The organism is Actinomadura sp. RB99, from assembly GCF_014706005.1.
Lineage (GTDB): Bacteria > Actinomycetota > Actinomycetes > Streptosporangiales > Streptosporangiaceae > Spirillospora.
In genome coordinates, this window is the sequence record NZ_JABMCA010000008.1 from 1 (window position 1) to 18304 (window position 18304).

The following is an 18304-nucleotide window of genomic DNA, read 5'->3' on the forward strand; positions in this document are numbered from 1 at the left end:
ACTTCAACTTCTCCACCCCCGAACCCACCGGCATCGTCGCCATCATCGCGCCCGACGACCCGCTCCTCGGCCTGGTCTCGGTACTCGCACCCGCGATCATCACCGGCAACACCACCGTCGTGCTGGCGTCCGAGCCCGCACCGCTGCCGGCGATCACCCTCGCCGAAGTCCTCGCCACCAGCGACCTACCGGGCGGGGTGGTCAACATCCTCACCGGACACCGCACCGAACTCGCCCCCTGGCTCGCCTCCCACATGGACGTCAACGCCATCGACCTCACCGGCGTCGCGCCCGACCAGGCCCCCGAACTCGAACGGGCCGCCGCCGGCAACCTCAAACGCGTCCTGCGTTCGGCCGGTGCCGACTGGGCCGCCGCCCCCGGCATCGACCGGATGACCGCGTTCCTGGAGACCAAGACGGTCTGGCACCCGGTCGGCATCTGAGTTCGCCGTCCACCCGTGCGTGCGCGGTGGCGCTGGAACACGCGCCACCGCGCACGAACGGGCGCGCTGCATGAACCACCCGCGCCGGCATGGTGAGATACCCGCGAAGCCGCCGGTCAGGGGTGCCGTGCGGCCGTGCGGTCGAGTCCTTCGCGGACCTGAACGGCGAGCGCGACGGGATCGCCGACGCGGAACATGTGCGAGAAGAACAGCTGCGGGTGCTCGGCGGTCTCCTGGTTGTAGAGGCAGCCCACCTGCCAGTGCTTGTGGCGCATGACCGTGATGACCGGCTGCGTCTCGTTCGACGTCATGGAGAAGTCGGGCACCACCGCCGCCTTGCCGCCCGGGAGCGGCTGGAACTGGACGCTGGTGGACACCCCGAGGTCCGGGCTGACGATCACGCCGCCGAGCCTGATCCTGTCGGTGCGCGGCACGGTCACCGTGACGATCCCGTTCTCGCCGACGGTGGCGTCACCGCCGAGGATCTTCGCCAGCTTCCTGGTGGGGAGCGGGGTCTGGGGGTTCGGCGGCGAATGCTGCGGCAGCGGCGTGGACGTCACGCCGATGACGGCGCGTATGGCGCCGGCCAGCCGGAGCGGGTTCCCGATGGCGCGGAAATGCAGGAACCACACCATCGGGCGCAGGTCGTACAGGTGCTGGTGCTGCGCCTGGAACGTGATCCCGTGGGCGATGAACGCGTCGATGACCGGCTGGATCTCCTGCGACTTCAGGGCCAGGTCGCCGTTGAGGATCGCCTTCCCGTGCCCGAGCGACTGGAAGAACAGCTCGTGCTGGATCTGGAAGCCGTCCTTGAACCGCACCCGGGGCTGGCCGCCGGTGACGTGGAGGTCCGTGCGGTCGATGTCGACTTCGAGGACCCCGCTGCTGCTCACGTGGCCATCGGCCTGCAGGATCTTCTCGATCTTCTTGACCGGAAGCCGGTCCGTCGCGATTCTGGTGTGCGCGCCGGCGTTCGGGTGAATTGCCGAGTCGGCCGTCGACGCCGTGGCGGTGCCGGCGCCCGCCGTGCCTCCGCCGACGACGAGGCCGGCGAGAAGCGTGACCGCGCCGCAGAACCGGCCGACCGCTCCGCGCCGCGTTGTTCCCGATGAACAGAGTACGATCACGTGTTTCCTCCTTGGGTCGGTTCAGCTCTGCCCTGACCTGGGCAAGCGCGAACGCGAGCGATGATCAGGGGAGTGCATCGCCAGGGCATCGCGGTGCGCGGGAACCGGTGAAGGAGGACGCCGGGCGGTCAACCATTTCCCTTGAATGGATTTATTTCCTAAACGGGGGATCTCGCCCTATTTATGGCGGGAATTGGTGGCAGGTCAGGGTTCGATGAGGCCCGTGCGGATGGCGTAGCGGAGCAGTTCCAGACGGTCCTTCATGCCGAGTTTGGCGAGGATGTTGGCGCGGTGCCGTTCCACGGTCTTGACGCTGATGACGAGCGTGGCGGCGATCTCCTTGGACGAGTGGCCCTCGGCGACGAGCTTCAGGATCTCCTCTTCGCGGGGCGTGAGGACGGTGTCGGGGTCCCGCCCGGCGCCGGCCTGGGCGAGGTACGTCCGGATCAGCGTCGTGACCGCGCCCGGGTACAGGAACGGCTCGCCGCGCATCGCGGCGCGGCACGCGGTGATCAGGTCGCGGTCCGCCAGCGACTTGAGCACGTAGCCCGCCGCGCCCGCCTTCAGCGCCTCGAACAGGTACTGCTCGTTGTCGTGCATGGTCAGGATGAGGATGCGCAGGTCCGGACGGGTGCGGGAGAGCTCGCGGGCGGCCTGCAGGCCGGTCATCCGCGGCATCGCGACGTCGAGGACCGCCAGGTCCGCCGCGACGGCGCCGGCGCCGGACAGCAGCTCGATCGCCGCCGCGCCGTCGCCGGCCTCGGCGACGACCTCCAGGTCCGGTTCGCCGTCGAGGATGAGCCGGACGCCGCGGCGCACCAGCGCGTGGTCGTCGGCGAGCAGGATCCGGGTCGGGCGTGTCATGGCCGCTCCTCGACGGGCCGGTCCGCGCCGGCGAGCGAGGCGTGGACGGTGGGGACGCGCAGGTCGAGCCGGGTGCCGCCGCCCGGGCCGGTGCGCAGGTCCAGGGCGCCGCCGACCAGCAGCGCGCGTTCGCGCATGCCGCGGATCCCGGCGCCCTCGGGGGCGCCGCCGAGCCCTTCGCCGTCGTCCTCGACGCGCAGGAGGACGCCGCGGGCGCCGTCGGCGCGCAGGTCGAGGACGACGCTCGCGGCGCCCGAGTGCCGGGCGGCGTTGGTCAGGGCCTCCTGGGCGACCCGGTACAGGACCAGTTCGACCTGCGGGTCGAGCGGGGGCAGCCCGTGCTGCACCTGCCGCCGCACGCGCAGCGTCGTATGGGTGTCGAACTGGGCGGCGAGCGCGGCGAGGGCGCTCGCCAAGCCCAGGTCCTCGAGGACGTCCGGGCGCAGGCGGCGGGCGATGCGCCGCACCTCGTCGAGGCTCTCGCGGGTCATCTCCTGCGCGCTCCGCAGGTCGCGCCGCACCTGCGGCGGAGCCGTGTCCGTGACGCGCTTGAGGTCGAGCAGCAGCGCGGTCAGGCTCTGGCCGATCTCGTCGTGCAGCTCCCGGGCGACGCGGCGGCGCTCGTCCTCCTGGGCGGACAGGGCACGGGCCGCGCTGGTGCCGCGTTCGGCCTCCAGGCGCCGCAGCATCTGGTTGAAGGTGTCGATCAGCGCGGCGATCTCGCCGCTCCCGGTGACCGGCAGGCGCTGGCCGGGACGCAGCAGGTCGACGGTCGCCATCAGGCGGGCGAGTCTGCCCAGCGGGGCGAGACCCCACCACAGCAGCACGGCGTTGGCCGCCAGCATCACCGCGAGCCCGGTCGCGAGGACGAGCGCCTCGGTCAGCCGGATCGGTACCGACACCGTCCACGGGCCGACCATCAACAGGACGGTGGCCACCGCTCCCACCAGGGTGTTCAGCCAGAACACCCGCCAGAACAGCCGCACTGGCCGTGCTTCCTCCCCTGCCGTCCGCGTGCCGCCGCATGGCGCGGCGCACGCTCGTCCCCACGGTATCCGCCCTCTCACCTGCCCCCTCGCATCGTGCCGCCGCCCGGTCGCGCGGGGCCGACCGGGCGCGGCGCCTGTGCGCGTGGCCGTGGGCGCCCGTCCGCGCCGGGCGTGCACGCCGTGCGGCGCGGAAATGGGTGCCGCCCCCGATGGCGGGCGGCGCACCCCTCGCTCGTGATCGTGGACGGGCGCGCCTCAGCGGCCAGTGCGGTTCCGCTTTCCCTGGCACTTAACGCAGAACCGTACATAGGGCAGGATTTCCAGCCGCCCGGCGGGAATCGGCTGGGCGCATCCTTCGCACCGCCCGTACGTGCCTTCCTCGAGCCGCCGCAGCGCGCTGTCGATCTCCGTCAGGCTGTGCCGCAGATTCTCCATGCGGGCGTAGTCCGCTTCCTCGGTCTGCTCCACCGAGACCTGCTCGACCGACTGCTCCAGCACGCCCAGTTGCGACGCGCGGCGGCGCCGTTCGCCTTCCAGTCGCTGCTTCATTTCCCGCGCCGCGGCGTCGCCCAGCGCGTGCCTGCCCGTGGCGCCGTCGTCCACGCTCGTCGTCATGCGACGTCAGTCCCTTCCGCAACCCGAACATCCGAGATGTACCTGAATCCACCATGGGGCCATCGGCATGCGGCGCCATATCGGGTCCGGCACCCATTTCGCGTGGGGGACGCGGTGCAGATCGGAAGGTTCGCGGGGGACGTCCTCCGCCGTTACGGCTTGCGGGCGATACCGCCGTACCAGTTGACCTGGTCCGCCGCCGGGCGGGGAGCGTCGCCGTCGGGGCGCCATTCCGACACCAGGGTCACTCCGGGGTCCAGCAGGTCCAGGCCGTCGAAGGCGAGGGCGGTGAACGCCTCCCGGGTCCGCGCCTGGGCCGGCACGCCGCCGGCGCGGTAGGCCTGCTCCAGGCCGTGGACTCCCTGCGGGTCGTGTTCCGGAGTGACGTGCGAGGCGACCAGGAAGCTGCCGGACGGCAGCGCCTCCATCAGCTCCCTGACGATCTCGCCGGGGTGCTGCTCGTCCACGATGAAGTGCAGGATCGCCACCAGCATGAGAGCGACGGGCCGGTCGAGGTCCAGGGTGGTGCGGACGGCGGGATCGGCCAGGATCGCCGCCGGCCGGCGCAGGTCGGCGTGGACGTAGGCGGTCCTGCCCTCCGGCGTGCCGATGAGCAGTGACCGGGCGTGGGCCAGCACGATCGGGTCGTTGTCGACGTACACGACGCGGCAGGCGGGGTCCTCGGCCTGGGCGACCTCGTGGACGTTGCCGGCGCTGGGCAGGCCGGCGCCGATGTCGAGGAACTGGGTGATCCCCTGCTCGCGGACCAGGTGGCGGACGGCCCGGCCCAGGAACGAGCGGTTCTCCCGGACGGCGATCCGCACCGCCTGCCAGCTGCGCGCCGCGATCTCCGCGGTGTCCCGGTCGACCTGGTAATGGTCCTTGCCGCCCAGGTAGTAGTCGTACATCCGGGCCGAGTGCGCGACCGTCGTGTCGATCCGCACCGGTTCGCCGGCCGGGCGGGACACGGCGCTCGGCGCTTCCCATGCTTTCCGGACACGCTCGGACACCCTGGCCTCCTTCGTGGATCGCCGACAAACGTGATCATATTTGTAAAAAGCGGCCGGGTTGGGCGAGGAGCGTCAGCCCTCTGTCCAGGGGCGGAGTTTCTCCGGATTGCGCACGGCCCAGATCTGCTTGACCCGGTCGTCGACGATCTCGAACGCGAACACGGTCACGGTGACGCCGTCGAGCCGGGCGACCAGGCCGGGCCGGCCGTTGACCGTGCGCTCCAGGAGCGTCATGCCGGCGGGCATCCGGTCGGCGATCTCCATCCAGCCGCGGGCGATCGGCTCGGCGCCCTCGATGGGGTCGAGGAAGGCCATGGCGAGGCCGCCGCCATCGGCGACCGCCGTGGCGTCGGGATCGAGCAGGCCGATCAGGGCCTCGATGTCCTTGGCCTCCCACGCCGCCTTGAAGGCCCGGACGACGCCGGCCTGCTTGGCCACGGGCGGCGCCGGATCCCGGAGGACGGAGAGGCGGCGGCGGGCCGAGGAGGCGAGCTGGCGGCATGCGGCCGGGGTGCGGCCGGTGACCTCGGCCACGTCGGCGAACGGGAAGCGGAAGACGTCGTGGAGGATGAACGCCACGCGCTCGGCCGGGGTCATCGACTCCAGCACGACGAGGAAGGCCATGTTGACCGACTCGTCCAGCGTGACCCGGTCGGCGGGGTCGGCCGCGGTGCCGTCCGCCCGGCCGGCGGCCCACTCGGCGGGCTCGGGCAGCGGCTCGGGAAGCCATGCGCCCACGTAGCGTTCGCGGCGCGCCCGCGCCGACTTGAGCGTGTTGAGGCAGATGCGGCCGGCGACCGTGGTCAGCCATGCGCCGGGCGACTCGATGGCGTCCCGCTGCGGGCGGGACATGGCGTACCAGCGCGCGTAGGTCTCCTGGACGGCGTCCTCGGCCTCGGCCAGCGAGCCGAGCAGCCGGTAGGCGAGATTGATCAGCTGCCGCCGCTCGCCCATGATCACGCTGAGGGCTGGATCGGTCCGGTCGGGTCCCGGCCTGGACGTGTCGCTCATGTGTTGTCGCCGGCTCTCTTCTCGGTCTCGTGCGGGCTCACCACTTCGACAAGGCACCGGGCCGGAATGTGAGGTCCGCGGGCGCCTCACATTCCGCGGGGCCGTCCTGTCGTACCAGCAGAGACGAACCCACCGTGCAACGACCCAGGAGGAATCATGAGCACTTCGGCTCCGGCGACATCGTTCACCGGCCCGGCGCCCGCGGAGGCGCTGGAGCGGGCGGCCGCCGCGTTGAGGGACAACAATTTCGCCGTCGAGATCCTCGATGACGCCGCCGCCGCGCGTGCCCGCGTCCAGGACCTGGTTCCGGCAGGCGCCACCGTCTTCACCGGGGCCAGCGAGACCCTCCGGCTGTCCGGCATCGACGAGGACCTCAACCGCAGCGGTCGATACGACTCGGTCAAGGCGCGCAGCTCCACCATGGACCGCGCCACCCAGCTGACCGAGATCTGGAGGATGCTCGCCTGCCCCGACGTCCTCGTGGGCAGCGTCGCCGCGGTCACCGAGACCGGCTCCCTGGTCGCCGCCTCCGCCAGCGGAAGCCAGCTGGCCGGCTACTCCGGTGCCGCGCCCCAGGTGATCTGGGTCGTCGGGGCGCAGAAGGTGGTGCCCGACCTGAGCACCGCGCTGCGCCGCATCGAGGACCACTGCGTCCCGCTGGAGAACGAGCGCTGCATGGAGGCCTACGGGGTGCCCAGCGCCCTCAACCGCATCCTCGTCCTCAACGCGGAACCTCACCCCGGGCGCGGGACCGTCCTGCTGGTCCGCGAGGCGATCGGTTTCTGACCCGCTCGGAGCCACCGAGCCGCGCCGCGCCTGGACGGGACGTGGCGGCCGACACCGGCGGCACCGGCCTCCGGACGACCTGGAGGCCGGTGCCGATCGGGGCCGCTCATGCCGGGGAGCATTTCGGCGGGCACGAGGCACAGCGGCGGTGAGGGCTACTGCCAGATCTCGAGAACCCAGCCGGCGCCGCTGACGTAGATGCACTTGTAGGGCCAGCCCTCGCGCTCGTACTGCTGGCCGGCGTCGATGCACTTCGAATGGGTGCCGTAGCTCCCGACGTCCCACCAGGTCGCCGCGGGCGCCGCGGGAGAGGCTTGAGCGGGGACCGCCGCGACGCCGGTCACGACTCCGAGCCCGATCGTCGTGAGAGCGGCGGCGGCGAGAGTGGTCGCACGGGCACGTGAACCCAGTGCGCGAGATCGTGCGGACATGGAATGTCCCTTCGTTGTCCGGGAGGCACGTGCCTTGGCGGCCTCACTGGATGCCATTGAGACGATCGCCAGGGTCGAAATGTGACATCCCCCTTGTTTCGGGCGCCCGGTTCGACCGCACGCGTCGTGGGTCCCCCGCGCGGGTGAATCGTCTCGCCCGCGAGCGGGAGGTGCGCGGCCCGGCCGGTCCGCGATCGTCGGAGCCATGACGATCCGACGAGCCGGGACGGCCGCCTTCGCATGGGTGATGGGATTTCTGCTCTGGCATGTGGTGTGGGCGCTGACCGGCCTGTCCATGCCGGACCCCGACCACCACCACGGCTCCGCCCGGGTGGCCGTACAGGTGTTCATGGCCCTGGTCTGGGTGATGACGGCGGTCGGCGTGCTCACGCCGCTGGCGATGATGCGCGGCTGGCGCTGGTTCCCGTCCCGCCTTCAGCTGGCCGCCTGCTGGGCGGGCTGCGCACTGCTCGGCCTGCGCGGCGGGACCGGCGTCGTCGACGACGTGGTCCGCTGGCTGGACGTCCTCCCGAAGGGCCTGTCCGGCCTCACCACCGCCGAGGTGTACGGCACTTCCCATCCGTCAGGTTGGGCGGTCACCGCCGGCGCCTTCACCGACATCCTGTTCGTCGCCGGAGGCGTGGTCTTCGGCCTTGCCGCGCGAAGCCTGCACCGGCCGGCCCGCGCCGCCTACCGTCCCGGCCTCGCAGAGTGAGCACCGGGCGGGTGACGTGCTCGGCTCACGGAGCCGGGGACCCGCCGGTCAACTCGTCTGCCAGCAGGTCCATGAGGAGACCGTCGTGCCATGTGCCGTCGATACCGCGTTCGTACTGCCGCATGACGCCGACCGGCCGGAACCCGACCTTCTCGTAGCAGCGGATGGCGGCGGTGTTCGCGACGGCCGGGTCGATGGTGATCCGGTGGTGACCGTGGTCGTCGAACACATGCCGCGCGAGGGTCCGGATGGCGTCGGGGCCCAGGCCGCGCCCGCGCACGGACGGGTCGAGGTAGATGTCGATGCCGGCGCGCCGGTAGTCGGGGTCCTGCTCCGCATACCACTGGATCAGGCCGGCGGTGCGGCCCTCGTGCTCGATGACCAGCTGCTCGACGTCGGTATCGGCGAGCTCGCTGGCCACTTCGGCGGCGAGGTCGGGGCCGCCGCGCCACCACTGGTGGACTTCCGGCGTCGCGCGGATCGCCGCCAGCGCGGGCACGTCCGCCTCCGTCGCGGGCCGCAGGGTCACCGACTCACCGTGGAGGATCTTGGGCACGGCCCGACGATATCCGCGGCGCCGCCGCCGAGCGACGGGTTATTGCCGGCGGCTCGCGGGCCTTGGTGGAGTGGCGTTGAACCCGCCGCCAGAGGAGGCAACGTGCACGACACAGACCACCGCCTCGCCCGGGCGGCGTTCCGCCTGCGGGAGGCGGTGCGACCGTGATCGACCTGCTGGTCAGCGGCGGGACCGTCGTCGACGGCACCGGGACGCCGCCCCGCCGCGCCGACATCGCCGTCATCGGCGGGCGCGTCGAGGCGGTCGGCGACCTCGCCGGGCGGCCCGCCGCCCGGACCCTGGACGCGTCCGGTCACGTGGTGGCCCCCGGGTTCGTCGACGTGCACACCCACTCGGACCTGACGCTGCTGTCCGCGCCGGAGGCGCACAGCGCGGTCCGGCAGGGCGTCACGACGATCGTGATCGGCAACTGCGGGCTCGGCGTGGCGCCCGTCGCCGCCGATCCGGGCGCGCTCCGGGCCGCCGCCGGGTACCTGGACCTCGACCCGTCGGTCCGGTGGGACTGGACGGACCTGCCCGGGCATCTCGCGGCGCTGGACACCGCGCGCCCGTCGGTGAACGTGGCCGCCCTGGTCGCGCACACGCCGCTGCGCGCGGCGGCCGTGGGGTTCGAGGACCGTCCCGCCGACGCGGCCGCGCTCGACCGGATGCGCGGCTTGCTCGGCGACGCGCTCTCCGCCGGCGCGGCGGGCGTCTCCACCGGTCTCGCCTACGCCCCGCCCTGCTACGCCCGGGAGGACGAGCTGGAGGTGCTCGGCCGCACCGCCGCCGCGTTCGGCCGGCTGATCGCCTGGCACGTGCGCGACTACGCAGACGGGCTGCTCGACTCCGTCCGGCAGGTGCTGCGGGTCGCGGCGGCCACCGGCTGCCGTACCCAGATCTCCCACCTGATCGCCGTCGGCCGCCGCAACCACGGGTCGGTCGCGCGCGCTCTGGACCTGATCGACGCGGCGCGTTCGTCCGGGCTGGACGTGGCCTTCGACGTCTACCCGTACCTGGCGGGCAACGCGCCGCTGTCGCAGCTGCTGCCCTACTGGGCGCAGGAGGGCGGAGAGGAGAGGATGCGGGCACGGCTGCGAGACAGGGACGCCCGCGCGCGCGTCGCCCGCGCGTGGCGGGACATGCCCAACTCCTGGGACGAGATCACCATCAGCCGCGTCCCCGACGCCGCGGCGGTGGGGGAGGAGGACCCCGTCGGCCGGACCGTGTCCGCCTTCGCCGCCGGCACGGGGAGGGACCCGAGCGCCGCCGTCCTCGACCTGGTCGCCGCGCATGGCAACGGAGTCCAGATGATCGCGGGCGGGCGCGGCGAGCGGGACCTGCTCGACGCGCTCGCCCACCCCGCGGCCGTGATCGGATCCGACGGGCAGGCGCTCGACCCGGACGGCCCCACCGGACGGGGCGCCCCGCACCCCCGCTCGTACGGCTGCTACCCGCGGCTGTTCGCCGAGTACGTCCGCACCGGGCCGCTTCAGCTCGCCGAAGCGGTGCGCAAGTGCACGCTCGCGGCCGCCGAGCGCGCCGGGCTCACCGGCCGCGGCGCGCTCCGTCCCGGCGCGGCCGCCGACATCGTCGTGTTCGACCCTGCCAGGATCACCGACCGGGCCACGTACACCGCACCCCAGCGGTATCCGGACGGCATCCGCGCGGTCGTCGTCGGCGGACGCCCCGTGGTCGAGGACGGCGCGCACTGCGGCGCGCGTCCCGGCGAGATCCTGCGCGTCTCCTGATCGCGTTCCCGCTCCGGCCGCGCGGCCGCGCGGCCGCTCAGCGCACGGCGACACCGGCGATCTGCGTCCGGACCGGGACGAAACCGGACCGGAACCGGAACTCGGTGATCTCCACCGAGGCGAACCCGGCCGCGCGGACGGCGGCCGCGGTGTCCCGGTCGGTGCGGCAGCCCTCGAAAGCCCACCGCCACGGCCGGCGCACCAGCCGCTGGACACGCCGCACGGGGCCGTGCGGCGCGGCGACGTGCTCGATGAACGCGAACCGGCCGCCGGGCCGCAGGATCCGGTGGACCTCCCGGAGCACCTGGGCCGGGTCCTGGACGCTGCAGAGCACCCACGTGCACATCACGGCGTCCACGCTCGCGTCCTCCAAGTCGATCGCCTCGCCCGGCACCGGATGGACGGTCAGGTCGATGCCGTGGACGGCGGCCGTGCGCGCCAGCCGCCGATGGAAGTACGGGTTCGGCTCGATGGCGTGCACGGTCGTCTCCGGCGGCAGGTAGCGCAGGTTCGGCCCGTTGCCGGCGCCGATCTCGGCGACGACGCCGCCGGCCCGGGGGAGGATCCGCCGCTTGTGCCCGGCGAGCCGCCGGTCGGTGTAACCGGCCGTCAGCGCGAAGAACGCCGAGTTCAGGCGTCCGCGTACCGGGTTCGGGCTCAGTGCCGGCAGGGTGCTGGCGTCGGGCATGTGGCGCTCCTCGAACGTCGATGCCGCCGATGGGAAGGCCGGCCGTCCTGATGGCGGGCGCGGCGGCCCCTGAAGGATCCGACGGCGCACGGCGTCCTGTCAGGCGGGGAACTACGCCAGGCGCTACCCGAGTCCGCTACCTCAGCGGTCGCGCCGGGCCCACCAGGCGGCGATCTGGACACGGGAGCGGACGCCGAGCCGCTGGCGGATCCGTTCGACGTGGCCTTCGGCGGAGCGCTCCTTGATCCCGAGGCGCCGGGCGATCTGGCGGTTGCTCAGCCCGTCCGCGACCAGGGCCGCGACCTGGAGCTGCCGGGGAGTGAGCACATCGTCCACGGACCCCGGGCCGTGCCAGCGGGGCGGGCCCGCGGTCTCGCCCAGGTACTCCAGGACGGCGCGGACCAGCGGCGCGGAGTCGCCTGACCAGGGGAAGTGGCCACGGCCGGGGAGCGTCATCAGCCGCGCGCCGGGGATCCGCGCGGCCAGGTCCCGCCCGAGCCGGTACGGAATCGCCCGGTCACCGCGCCGGTGCAGCACCAGGGTCGGCGTGACGACCCTGTCCAGCTCGTCCACCACGCGTGCGTCGTAGCACTGGTCCAGCAGCTCGCAGGCGAACTCCGCGGTGGCCGTGCCTCGCTGCAACCGCGTGAAGTGCCTTCTGCTGTCGGCGTCGGCGTCGGCCATGAAGATGTCGGCCAGCACGTCCGAGCCGAGCCCCCAGTGGGCGCGCACCATGCCGAGCAGAGCCGTCCGGACCTGCGGGGACGCGACCTGCCGGCCGTCGGCGTAACCACCGTAGACGACCAGGCGCCCGACGCGCTCCGGATGCCGTACGGCGAACGCCAGCGCCGTCGCCGCCGCAGTCGACACGCCCAGCAGGTCGAAGCGGTCCTGCCGCAGGTGGCCGGCGACGGTCCGCAGCACCCGCACGTCGGTGTCCAACGTCTGGCGGCCCGGCCACGGATCGGACAGCCCGCAGCCGGGCTTGTCGTACAGCACCACCGTCCGGCGCGCGGCCAGCGGAACGAGGAACGCGCGGACGGCCGGGTCCTGCCACAGCAGTTCCAGGTGGCTGATCCAGGCGGGAGGGACGATCAGCAGGGGCCCGTCGCCGACCGTGGCGTAGGCGATCCGCGCCCCGCCCTCGGCGGCGCAGAAACGGATCTCGAAGCGCGGTTCCCGGCCGCCGGCCGGCCCGCCGTCCATCACTCGGCCCCCACTCGCCGTCCTCGGAACAGGCCGGCCCCGCGGCCGACCTCCGTCAACGTCGCATATCGCCATGCTCGACCGCCAACGCGCGCGGCCCGTCAAGCCGGGACGGCCGGACACGGCCATCTCCGCGCCCGCGCCGGCGCCCTCAGAGCGTGATCTTGTATCGGCCCAGCAGGATCTGCAGGAGCTCGTCGGCGATCTCCTCCAGGGTCGCGTCGACCCACCCCACGACCCAGTCGTGCATGAGGCCGTTGACGGCGCCGATGAAGCCGGTGGCGGCGATGCGGTAGTTGCCCGGGGGCATCTCGCCGCGCTCGACGGCCTGGTCCGCGGTCCGGCCGATGAAGTCGATCCAGACGGCGCGGCGTTCGAGGCGCCGGCGGTCCATCCGCGGGCTGACACCGATGATCTCGACGTAGGCGATGCGGGCGTGCCGCGGGTCGGAGGTGGCCCCCTGGACGTAGGCGTGCAGCATCGCGGTGATGCGCTCGGGCAGTGACCGGTCCTGGACGCGGGGGAGCACCTCGACGACGGCCCGCTCGGCGACGTCGTTGACGTACAGGTGCAGGTCGGCCAGGAGGTCTTCGAGGGTGCGGTACTCCTCGTAGAACTGGCGCGTCGAGAGCCCGGCCGTCCTGCACAGGTCGGCGAGCCTGGTGCCCCGGTACCCCGGGCCGGCGCCGAACATCTCCAGGCCCGCCTCGCGGAACCGGCGGCGCCGCTCGGCCCGCCGCTCGTCCGCGTCCTTGCCCCGGTACCGGCCCGCTCCGGGGGTGATCCTGCCCGTCACTCCGCGCCCTCCGCCTGGTGCTGCAGAGAATCTTCCCGCATCGCCCTTGTGACGGGCGTCACCCCCGCCTACCATCCAGTAACCAAAGTCTGAAAACGGCCAATTTCAGACTTCCCCGGCTCGCGTTTCCCACCCCCCAGGGAGAAGCACCATGCACGCTGAACCCGCCCTCGCCCGGAACCTCCCCGCCCGCAGGCGCCGGCGCCTGCGGGGCCTCGCCGCGGCGGCCGTGCTGGCCGCCTGCGCCATCGCCCCGGTCTCCGGCCCCATCGGCTCCGCCGCCGCGCAGGCCGCGCCGCTGCGCGAGGTGATGTTCGTCGGCAACAACTGGGACGGCACCGCCGACGTCATCAACCCCAGCGGCGACTTCGCCAAGATCGGCCGTATCGACGTCGTCCCCGACAAGGCCCAGCGCCTGACGGAGATCTACACCAACCCCGTCCGCCTCGCCGTCTTCCTCGGCATCCGGGCGACCGCCGGCGAGGGGCACGACCAGCTCGTCGACGACCTGTACTCCACCCCCGACGGCAGTGCCCTCGTCGCCTCGCGGCCCAGCTTCGGCGACGTCGTCTCCATCGACCTGACCACCGGGAAGGTCAGGTGGCGCTTCCAGGTGTCGGGCTACCGCGCCGACCACATGGCCGTCTCGCCCGACGGCACCAAGGTCGCGGTCTCGGCCTCGCTCGGCAAGACCGTGCACGTGCTGGACATCAACACCGGCAAGCAGCTCGGGTCGTTCGCCTCCGGCGACAAGCCCCACGAGAGCATCTTCACCGCCGACGGCAAGTACATCTGGAACATGTCCATCGGCAACGTCGAGACCGACCTCGACGACCCGTCCCTCGACTGGACCAAGGGCGACCGGCACATCACCATCGCCGACGCCACCACCTACAAGGTCGTCAAGACCATCGACATGCGCTCGCGCCTGGACGCGTTCGGCCGCAAGGACCTGTCCAACGCCGTCCGCCCGGCGGTGTTCACCCCCGACTTCTCCAAGCTGTACTTCCAGGTCTCCTTCTTCAACGGCTTCATCGAGTACGACGTCGCCACCGACAAGATCACCCGCATCAGGACGCTGCCGAAGAACCCCGCGACCAGCGACGACCGGACCACCTTCGTCAACGACTCGCGCCACCACGGCCTGTCCATGAGCCCCGACGGCGCCAAGCTGTGCGTCGCCGGGACCATGGACGACTACGCGACCGTCGTCGACCGCGCCACCCTCCAGGAGGGCCCGCTCGTCACCGCGTCCAAGCCGTACTGGGCCACCGTCAGCGGCGACGGCCGCGACTGCGTCATCTCCGAGAGCGGCGCCGACCAGGTCACCGCGATCGACTTCGCCACCGGCCGCAAGGTCGTCTCCGTGCCGGTCGGCGACCACCCGCAGCGCGTCCGCATCGCCCACATCCCCGCCGGCTGGACCAGTCCCACCACCTGATCCCCTTGGCCCGCCGGGAGGCAGGGCGCGCCCTGCCTCCCGCACGCGGCCTTCCGTGGTTCGGTGTCCGGCTGCCGGGTATGCGGCGCCCATGGGGCTTACACATGGCAGATCGCGCTCGGCACGCGGCCGGGTGCTGGCCGGGACGGTCGGCGCCGCCGCGGGCGCCGCGGCCACCGCGAGCCTGATGCTCGGCCGCAAGGCGGCCACGCTGAGCAGGGCCGGCAAGGGGCACCCGCTCAAGCACCGCGCGCTCGACATGGCGGCCGGCGCCATGCAGACGAAATATCCGCTCCAGGCGATGAGCACCTACCTGAACGGCTTCCACATGTACGCCGACGACATGGGGCGGCAGGTGGAGGCGTCGCATTTCTGCATTCACCTCCAGCACGACCTGCACCAGTGCGTGATCTTCGATCGCAACGCGCCCGACGCCCGCCTCATCGGCATCGAGTACATCATCACCAGGGAGCGCTTCGACGGCCTGCCCGACGACGAGAAGCGGCTGTGGCACAGCCACCACTACGAGGTGAAGTCGGGCATCCTGGTGGCCCCGGGCATCCCCGACATGGCCGAGCGGGCCTACTTCGAGGACCTCGTGACGACCTATGGGAAGACGTTCCACACGTGGCAGTACGACCGCGACGACTTCCCGTACGGAGTCCCGCAACTGATGATGGGCCTGACGGAGGACGGCCAAGCCGACGAGGAGCTGATCCACTCCCGCGACCGCAGGCTCGGCGTCTCGACGCCGGGCAAGCGGCAGGACCGGGCCGGCATCCCGATGCCGGAGGTGGCCCCGGGCGCCAACGCGTGGGAGAGCGGCCGGACCGTCCAGACCAGGCTGGAGGAGACGGCCTTCAGGCGGTGAGGCGACCGAGGCCGTCGTAGGCGGCCGCGATGACCTCCATTCCCCGCTCGTCGTCCGCGGGTTCGCGCATCTGGTTCGTCACGTACGCCACCGCCATCCGGGCGCCGGGTTCGACCACGACGATCGAGCCGCCCCAGCCGCCCCACCCGAAGGCGCCGCCGAACAGCCCGTAGCCCAGGCCGTACCGGACCGGCATGCCCAGGAGGCGGTCCACGCCCTGGAACTGTTCGTCCCGCGCGCGATCACAACCCGCCTGCGACAGCAGCCGCCGTCCCCCTATCGCACCTCCGCAAGCCATGACCGACTGCACGAGAGCGACCGAGCGGGCGTTGCCGAATCCGCTCGCCGCCGGGATCTGCGCACGGCGCCAGGCGACGCTATTGCCGTCCCGCACCCGTACGGTGGTGGCGCCGGTCGCGGGGGACGCGCCACTGCCGGGCGCGCTGGCGGCATAACCCTCGTCCCGGGACGGCGGCGGGACCGTGAGCGCCACCCGGTGGTCGTGCTCGGCGGGCAACCCGATGTGGAAGTCCGCGCCCAGCGGCGCGGCGACCTCCTCGGCGAAGAACCCGCCGACGCTCCGGCCCGTGATCCGGCGGACGACCTCGCCGACGAGGAACCCCTGGGTGAGCGAGTGGTACCCGGCCGTGCTCCCCGGTTCCCACCGCGGAGCCTGCGCCTCCAGGCGGGCGGTGGCGGACGGCCAGTCATAGAGCTCCTCGACCGGACCGTCCCAGTGGGGCAGGCCCGCCGTGTGCGAGAGCAGGTGCCGCACCAGCACCTTCTCCTTGCCCGCCGCGGCGAACTCCGGCCAGTACCGCGCGACCGGCGCGCCGAGGTCGAGGCCGCCGCGGTCGGCCAGCACCAGCGCGCACAGCGCCGTCATCGTCTTGGTGACCGACCAGACGTTGGTGATCGTGTCGCGCCGCCAGGGGACCGTGCGGTCCGCGTCGGCGAACCCGCCCCAGACGTCCACGACGGGCTCGCCGTCCACGAAGACCGCGACCGAGCCGCCCGCGTCCCCGCCGTCCAGCAACCCGGCCAGCGCCTCGGACACCGCGGAGAACGGGGCGTCGCAGGACCCCTGAATGTCGGCCATGCGCAGTATTCAGCGCCCATGCTCCGCCGAAAGCAACCGGATTTTCTCGCGACCGAGCGCCGACAGGACGGCGGCCAGGGTTCGCGCAAGCGGCGGCGCGGGGTCGATTTTGTGGCCAACCTCGGCTAGAGCGGTGTGTAGCCGCCCGATCACTGCTTGACTCGGGAGTGGACGAGGTCGCCGGCCGTGAGGAGAGCACGGTGTCGCTGTATCTGATCAAGGGCCAGTACCGGATCGTGCACAGCCAGCCCGACGGGGACTCCGTGCACTTCTTCCCCAGCACCGCGGACGCGTTCACGCGCCTGCACCTGAACGTGCGCCTCGGCGCGAGCGGCGCGGCCCAGCTGCGGCTGGACGCGATCGACGCGCTGGAGACCCACTACACGCCGCCCGGCCACGGCGGCCACACCATGCACCAGCCGCTGGAACTCGCCCACGCCGCCGGCGCCCGGCTGCTGGAGCTGATCGGGTTCTCCGGCGTGGTCCGCGACGGCGAGGTCGTCACCGGCGCGACCCCGGACGCCACCCCCGGGTACATCCTGACCCGGTTCGGCGACAAGTACGGCCGCCCCGTCGCGTTCGCCTTCGCCGGCGACACCGACCGGCCCGACCTGGAGCCGGTGTTCACCGACCCGGCGCTGCTGAAGACGAGCGTGAACCACCGGCTGCTGGCCGACGGCCTGGTCTACCCGACCTTCTACAGCAAGCTCTACCCCGACCTGCGCGCCACGCTGACCGAGGCCGCCGACGCCGCCCGCGCGGCGAAGACGGGGGTCTGGGCCTCCGACGCCACCACCGGCGGCGCCACCCTCCACGCCCAGGACGACCTGTCCGAGCGGCTGGTCATCCTGCCCAAGCTGTTCCGCCGCCTCGCCGAGTACTACGCCCTCACGCCGGGCGACGCCTCGCTCGCCGGCTTCAAGGCGTACATGGCCACCCTCAACGACCGGCTGTACGTCATCTCCGACGCCCACGCGACCGGGTTCGACACCGTCATCGAGGTCACCGGCGACACCGTCCGGCTCACCAAGCCCATCACCGACCTGATCTTCATCGAGGGCTAGCCCGGACGCGCCGGGGGCGTCGCCCGCATCGGGCCTTGGCGGATGATCCGCGCCCGACCGGCCCGCCCGCGCCCTGTCCGGCGGGGCGGCGGCGTCAGTCGGCGGTGAGGGTGTCGAGGTCGTGCGCGGCCTTGACGAGGAGGTCGTGCATGGCCTTCTCCGCGCGGTCCGGGTCGGCGTCGCGGACGGCGTCGAGGACCGCGCGGTGGCTCGGGACGGGGTCGTCGTGGGGGCGGACGCCGTGCACGAGGCGGTCGCGCTCGGCGAGGCCGACCTCGATGACGACCTCCATCCGCTCCAGCAGCTCGTTGTGGGTGGCGGTGAGAAGGCCGCGGTGGAAGTCCAGGTCGGCCTGGACGGCGCGGGCGAGGTCGCCGTCGGCCGCTTTCATGGCGGCGAGGGCCTCGTCCAGGGCGGCGAGGTCGTCGGGGGTGCGGCGCAGAGCCGCGTAGCGGGCCGCCTGGGGCTCGATGATGCCGCGCACCTCGGCCAGGTTCTGCAGGAACGCCTGGTCGTCGCGGTTGGCGAACTGCCAGCGGATGACGTCGGGGTCGAGGAGGCTCCAGTCGGAGCGGGGGCGCACGAACGTGCCCCGCTTCTGCCGCGAGGCGACCAGGCCCTTCGCCGCGAGCACCTTCAGCGCCTCGCGCAGCGCGGTGAGGCTGACGTCCAGCTCGTCGCCGAGCGCCGCCACGTCGATGGTGTCGCCGGGGTTCAGCTCACCGCCGAGGATGCGTCGCGCGATCTCCTGCACCGTCTGGCCGTGCAGTCCGCGCTCCGAGTAGCGCACCACGGGAGGCCCCCTCCTTCGCTCGTCCGCCGAGTACCCTAGCCCTCACAG

The 18304-nt window shown here is 72.6% G+C and carries 20 protein-coding genes; 7 read left to right on the plus strand and 13 right to left on the minus strand.

Features of this window, described 5'->3' with window-relative positions:
* On the plus strand, positions 1–443 hold a 443-nt coding region (locus amrb99_RS09775), incomplete at its 5' end, for an aldehyde dehydrogenase family protein (protein ID WP_190855024.1).
* 116 nt (positions 444–559) lie between these two features.
* On the opposite strand, the gene amrb99_RS53045 is transcribed toward amrb99_RS09775, so the two are convergent.
* From amrb99_RS53045 to sigJ, 6 genes are all read right to left on the minus strand, one after another.
* Positions 560–1570 carry a DUF1259 domain-containing protein gene (locus tag amrb99_RS53045; protein ID WP_190855026.1) on the minus strand — a complete coding sequence of 337 codons (1011 nt, stop codon included), beginning with the start codon at positions 1568–1570 and terminating at the stop codon, positions 560–562.
* A gap of 204 nt (positions 1571–1774) precedes the next feature.
* Positions 1775–2434: a response regulator transcription factor gene (locus amrb99_RS09785; RefSeq protein WP_190855028.1), complete on the minus strand. Its 660-nt coding sequence runs from the start codon at positions 2432–2434 to the stop codon at positions 1775–1777.
* Entirely contained in the window at positions 2431–3420 is a 990-nt protein-coding gene (locus amrb99_RS09790) for a histidine kinase (RefSeq protein WP_190855030.1), read from the minus strand. Before amrb99_RS09790 ends, amrb99_RS09785 begins: the two co-directional genes overlap by 4 nt.
* 258 nt (positions 3421–3678) lie before the next feature.
* Positions 3679–4038 carry a TraR/DksA C4-type zinc finger protein gene (locus amrb99_RS09795; RefSeq protein ID WP_190855032.1) on the minus strand — a complete coding sequence of 120 codons (360 nt, stop codon included), beginning with the start codon at positions 4036–4038 and terminating at the stop codon, positions 3679–3681.
* A gap of 152 nt (positions 4039–4190) precedes the next feature.
* Entirely contained in the window at positions 4191–5048 is an 858-nt protein-coding gene (locus amrb99_RS09800) for an SAM-dependent methyltransferase (protein WP_347256614.1), read from the minus strand.
* Positions 5049–5120: 72 nt separating this feature from the next.
* Positions 5121–6059: an RNA polymerase sigma factor SigJ gene (gene sigJ / locus amrb99_RS09805; RefSeq protein ID WP_190855034.1), complete on the minus strand. Its 939-nt coding sequence runs from the start codon at positions 6057–6059 to the stop codon at positions 5121–5123.
* Between the two features lie 156 nt (positions 6060–6215).
* Here sigJ and amrb99_RS09810 point away from each other — a divergent pair, with 156 nt between their 5' ends.
* Positions 6216–6845: an LUD domain-containing protein gene (locus amrb99_RS09810; RefSeq protein WP_190855036.1), complete on the plus strand. Its 630-nt coding sequence runs from the start codon at positions 6216–6218 to the stop codon at positions 6843–6845.
* A gap of 155 nt (positions 6846–7000) precedes the next feature.
* Here the strand turns inward: amrb99_RS09810 and amrb99_RS09815 are convergent, their stop codons facing one another.
* The gene (locus amrb99_RS09815) at positions 7001–7276 is read right to left on the minus strand and encodes a hypothetical protein (RefSeq protein ID WP_190855038.1); all 276 of its coding nucleotides are present in this window, start codon (positions 7274–7276) and stop codon (positions 7001–7003) included.
* Between the two features lie 205 nt (positions 7277–7481).
* Between amrb99_RS09815 and amrb99_RS09820 the strand changes: the two genes are divergently transcribed.
* Positions 7482–7991: a hypothetical protein gene (locus amrb99_RS09820; RefSeq protein ID WP_190855041.1), complete on the plus strand. Its 510-nt coding sequence runs from the start codon at positions 7482–7484 to the stop codon at positions 7989–7991.
* 25 nt (positions 7992–8016) lie between these two features.
* On the opposite strand, the gene amrb99_RS09825 is transcribed toward amrb99_RS09820, so the two are convergent.
* Entirely contained in the window at positions 8017–8547 is a 531-nt protein-coding gene (locus amrb99_RS09825; protein ID WP_347256615.1) for a GNAT family protein, read from the minus strand.
* A 164-nt stretch (positions 8548–8711) separates the two neighbouring features.
* On the opposite strand from amrb99_RS09825, the gene amrb99_RS09830 reads away from it, so the two are divergent.
* A complete protein-coding gene (locus amrb99_RS09830; RefSeq protein ID WP_190855043.1) occupies positions 8712–10298 on the plus strand; it encodes a D-aminoacylase in 1587 nt (528 codons plus the stop codon).
* A gap of 37 nt (positions 10299–10335) precedes the next feature.
* On the opposite strand, the gene amrb99_RS09835 is transcribed toward amrb99_RS09830, so the two are convergent.
* The 3 genes from amrb99_RS09835 to amrb99_RS52305 form a co-directional block, all read right to left on the minus strand.
* Entirely contained in the window at positions 10336–10986 is a 651-nt protein-coding gene (locus amrb99_RS09835; RefSeq protein WP_190855046.1) for a class I SAM-dependent methyltransferase, read from the minus strand.
* 141 nt (positions 10987–11127) lie between these two features.
* A complete protein-coding gene (locus tag amrb99_RS09840; protein WP_190855048.1) occupies positions 11128–12192 on the minus strand; it encodes an alpha/beta fold hydrolase in 1065 nt (354 codons plus the stop codon).
* A gap of 151 nt (positions 12193–12343) precedes the next feature.
* Positions 12344–12988, minus strand: a complete 645-nt coding sequence (locus amrb99_RS52305) for a TetR/AcrR family transcriptional regulator (RefSeq protein WP_347256616.1) — start codon at positions 12986–12988, stop codon at positions 12344–12346.
* 151 nt (positions 12989–13139) lie between these two features.
* Between amrb99_RS52305 and amrb99_RS09850 the strand changes: the two genes are divergently transcribed.
* The gene (locus tag amrb99_RS09850) at positions 13140–14429 is read left to right on the plus strand and encodes a YncE family protein (protein WP_190855052.1); all 1290 of its coding nucleotides are present in this window, start codon (positions 13140–13142) and stop codon (positions 14427–14429) included.
* A gap of 91 nt (positions 14430–14520) precedes the next feature.
* Positions 14521–15300, plus strand: a complete 780-nt coding sequence (locus amrb99_RS09855) for an OBAP family protein (RefSeq protein ID WP_190855054.1) — start codon at positions 14521–14523, stop codon at positions 15298–15300.
* Here amrb99_RS09855 and amrb99_RS09860 read toward each other — a convergent pair.
* Positions 15290–16399, minus strand: coding sequence for a serine hydrolase domain-containing protein (locus amrb99_RS09860; protein ID WP_190855056.1), 1110 nt, complete (start codon positions 16397–16399; stop codon positions 15290–15292). The genes amrb99_RS09855 and amrb99_RS09860 overlap by 11 nt on opposite strands.
* A gap of 200 nt (positions 16400–16599) precedes the next feature.
* On the opposite strand from amrb99_RS09860, the gene amrb99_RS09865 reads away from it, so the two are divergent.
* A complete protein-coding gene (locus amrb99_RS09865) occupies positions 16600–17463 on the plus strand; it encodes a nuclease (protein ID WP_190855058.1) in 864 nt (287 codons plus the stop codon).
* 94 nt (positions 17464–17557) lie between these two features.
* Here the strand turns inward: amrb99_RS09865 and amrb99_RS09870 are convergent, their stop codons facing one another.
* Positions 17558–18256 (minus strand): FCD domain-containing protein, encoded by a 699-nt coding sequence (locus amrb99_RS09870; protein ID WP_190855061.1) that lies wholly within the window; start codon positions 18254–18256, stop codon positions 17558–17560.
* Positions 18257–18304: the final 48 nt, after the last annotated feature.